Source organism: Streptomyces sp. NPDC051172, assembly GCF_040682555.1.
Classification (GTDB): domain Bacteria; phylum Actinomycetota; class Actinomycetes; order Streptomycetales; family Streptomycetaceae; genus Streptomyces.
The window spans coordinates 56663-60350 of sequence record NZ_JBFBBE010000056.1; the positions used below are offsets into that span (position 1 = coordinate 56663).

The 3688-nt window shown below is 73.2% G+C and carries 2 protein-coding genes; one reads left to right on the forward strand and one right to left on the reverse strand.

Going from position 1 to position 3688, the window contains the following annotated elements; all coding sequences use genetic code 11:
• A partial coding sequence (locus AB0N07_RS29540; RefSeq protein WP_365840181.1) for a DEAD/DEAH box helicase occupies positions 1–2388 on the reverse strand: 2388 nt, incomplete at its 3' end.
• A gap of 471 nt (positions 2389–2859) precedes the next feature.
• Between AB0N07_RS29540 and AB0N07_RS29545 the strand changes: the two genes are divergently transcribed.
• On the forward strand, positions 2860–3597 hold the full coding sequence (locus AB0N07_RS29545) for a ferritin-like fold-containing protein (protein WP_365840183.1): 738 nt from the start codon (positions 2860–2862) through the stop codon (positions 3595–3597).
• Positions 3598–3688 lie beyond the last annotated feature (91 nt).

The window sequence follows — 3688 nt, forward strand, 5'->3', positions numbered from 1 at the left end:
ACCCCCCGCACTCCCTCTCCCCGCGGGGCGCGTCCCTCGCGGGCCCCCCCCCGCCGGGGCGGGGGCGCCCACGGCGGACTCGGCGACCTTGCGGCTACGCCGACGGGGCGCGGCCTCGGCGGTTTCCACGGCGGCGGCCGTCTTGCGGGCGCGGGTGCGCGGCTTGGCGTCCGTGTCCTCGACGGTGTCGACCACGGCTTGTGCCGCCTTCCGCGTCCGCGGCTTGGCCTCGGGCTCCTCGGCGGCCTGCGCCGGGATCTCGGCCGCGGCGGCGGCCTTGCGGGTACGGCGCGGCTTGGCCTCGACCGCATCGGCGGTGACCTCTGCGGCAGCCGCGGTCTTGCGGGTGCGGCGCGGCTTGGCCTCGGTGGCTTCCGCCGTGTCGGCGACCGTGGTCTCCGGAGCGGCCGTGGCCTTGCGGGCCCGGGTACGCGGCTTGGCCTCGGTCGCCTCGGCGGTGTCGCCCGCCTCTGCAGCGGCTGTCGCCTTGCGGGCCCGGGTACGCGGCTTGGCCTCGGTCGCCTCGGCGGTGTCGACCGCGGTCTCCGCGGCGGCAGCCGCGGTCTTGCGGGTGCGGCGCGGCTTGGCTTCCGTGGCTTCGGCCGTGTCGACCACGGTCTCCGCGGCCGCCGTGGCCTTGCGGGTGCGGGTGCGCGGCTTGGCCTCGGTCGCCTCGGCGGTGTCGACCGCGGCCTCGGCGGCAGCCGTCGTCTTGCGCGTACGGCGGCGCGGTGCGGCGGCGGGGACCTCGGGCTCCGTGGCGGCCGGGGCTTCCTCTGCCGCCGTGGCCTCAGCGGCGAGCGACTCCGCAGCCGGCGTGCTCTCCGCGGTCTTGCGGGTGCGGCGGCGGCGTGGCTTCGACCCGGCCTCGGGGGCGTCCAGTGCGGGGCCCTCCGCCGTCGTGACGGCGGCTTCCGCGGCCTCGGGTGCCGTGGTCGTGGCCGTCACCGGCTCCGAGGCCGAACCGCCGCGGGTGCGGCGACGGCGACGCGGGGTGCGGGGACCGGCGGTCTCCTCGTCCGAGGAGAGAGCCGTCGAGGCCTCCGGAGTGGCCGTGGCGTCCAGCTGCGCCCCGCCGCGCGTACGGCGGCGGCGACGCGGCGTACGCTCCGGGCGCTCGCGCTCGGTGGACCGGGACTCGCCCCGGCCACCCCGCTCGGGGCGGCCACCGCGACCGCCGCGTGCACCGCGGCCGCCGGTCTCGCCCAGGTCCTCGAGCTCCTCCGCGTCGAGCCCGGCACGCGTGCGCTCGGTGCGCGGCAGAACACCCTTGGTACCCGCGGGGATGTTCAGCTCCTCGTAGAAGTGCGGGGAGGTGGAGTACGTCTCCGGCGGGTCGTTGAAGTTGAGCTCCAGCGCCTTGTTGATCAGCTGCCAGCGCGGGATGTCGTCCCAGTCGACGAGCGTGATCGCGATGCCCTTGGCGCCCGCGCGGCCGGTACGGCCGATGCGGTGCAGGTACGTCTTCTCCTCTTCGGGAGACTGGTAGTTGATGACGTGGGTGACGCCCTCGACGTCGATGCCGCGGGCGGCGACGTCGGTGCAGACGAGGACGTCCACCTTGCCGTTGCGGAACGCGCGCAGCGCCTGCTCGCGGGCGCCCTGGCCGAGGTCGCCGTGGACGGCGCCGGCCGCGAACCCGCGCTGCTTGAGCTGGTCGGCGAGGTCGGCGGCGGTGCGCTTCGTGCGGCAGAAGACCATGGCCAGTCCCCGGCCGTCGGCCTGCAGTATGCGCGCGACCATCTCGGGCTTGTCCATGTTGTGCGCGCGGTAGACGAACTGCGCGGTGTTCGCGACCGTCTTGCCCTCGTCGTCCGGCGCGGTGGCGCGGATGTGCGTGGGCTGCGACATGTAGCGGCGCGCGAGGCCGATGACCGCGCCCGGCATGGTGGCCGAGAACAGCATCGTCTGACGGCGCGCCGGCAGCAGGTTGATGATCTTCTCGACGTCGGGCAGGAAGCCCAGGTCGAGCATCTCGTCGGCCTCGTCGAGGACGAGCGCCTTGACGTGCTTGAGGTTGAGCTTCTTCTGGCCCGCAAGGTCGAGCAGCCGGCCCGGGGTGCCGACGACCACGTCGACACCCTGCTTGAGGGCCTCGACCTGGGGCTCGTACGCCCGGCCGCCGTAGATGGCGAGAACGCGTACGTTGCGCACCTTGCCCGCGGTCAGCAGGTCGTTGGTGACCTGCGTGCACAGCTCGCGCGTGGGGACGACGACGAGCGCCTGCGGGGTGTCGGTGAGGTCCTCGGGCTTCGCGCGGCCCGCCTCCACGTCCGCGGGGACGGTGACGCGCTCGAGGAGCGGGAGGCCGAAGCCCAGCGTCTTGCCGGTGCCGGTCTTGGCCTGGCCGATGACGTCCGTGCCGGTGAGGGCGACGGGGAGGGTCATCTCCTGGATGGGGAAGGGGGTGATGATGCCGACGGCCTCGAGGGCCTCGGCGGTCTCGGGAAGGATGCCGAGATCTCTGAACGTGGTAGTCAGGGTGCTGCCTCTTCTGTGTGCGCGGTGCGAGGCGAGCGCGGGGGGTCTTTGACGGACCGTGCCGGGGACGTCGGCTGCCTTACGGGCTTGCCGTAGGGCACGGGACCACTGCCGACGCTCTAGCGCTCGTACCGCTGAGGGTGTCCCTCCGGACGCCGTGCGCAATCTGCCGTACGGGCTTGGAGGGCTGTCGGGTCGGAGCCGATCGGGCCACCGACCGGGCATCCTCATACGTGCGGCCCGTCGAGTACTCGGCAGGCGCATTACCACCATACCCCGGAATCACGCACATGCGATGGCCGATTTGGTCACGTAGTCGTCATCACACTGATTGACCAGGGACTTCCAGGGCTCGGCAAGCGGACTATTGTGCGCTTCATGACGACGCCTGACAACACCTCTGACGCACCCGCCGAGCAGACCGGAGTGGCCGCCCAGGACTGGGGCCGGGCCTCCGCGGACCCCCAGTACCGGGCAGCGGTCGTCGACCTCCTCGGCGCCCTCGCGTACGGCGAACTCGCGGCGTTCGAGCGGCTCGCGGAGGACGCCAAGCTGGCGCCGACGCTGGCGGACAAGGCGGAGCTGGCCAAGATGGCCTCGGCGGAGTTCCACCACTTCGAGCGGCTGCGCGACCGGCTCACGGAGATCGGCGAGGAGCCCACGCGTGCGATGGAGCCGTTCGTCGCCGCGCTCGACGGCTTCCACAAGCAGACCGCGCCCTCGGACTGGCTGGAAGGGCTCGTGAAGGCCTACGTCGGCGACTCGATCGCCAGCGACTTCTACCGCGAGGTCGCCGCACGGCTCGACTCGGACTCGCGTGAGCTGGTGCTGGCCGTGCTGGACGACACCGGGCACGCCGGTTTCGCCGTGGAGAAGGTGCGCGGCGCGATCGACGCCGACCCGCGCGTGGGCGGGCGTCTCGCCCTTTGGGCCCGGCGTCTCATGGGCGAGGCCCTGTCGCAGTCCCAGCGGGTGGTCGCGGACCGCGACGCGCTGTCGACGATGCTCGTCGGCGGCGTCGCGGACGGCTTCGACCTCGCCGAGGTCGGCCGGATGTTCTCGCGGATCACCGAGGCCCACACCAAGCGGATGGCCGCCCTGGGGCTCGCCGCCTAGTGTTCCGGTCCGCAGATCCTGTCGCAGTAGCGGCAGATGCGGTCGATGATCTGGTCCGCGGTCTTGGTCCATCTGAAGGGGCGGGCCTGCT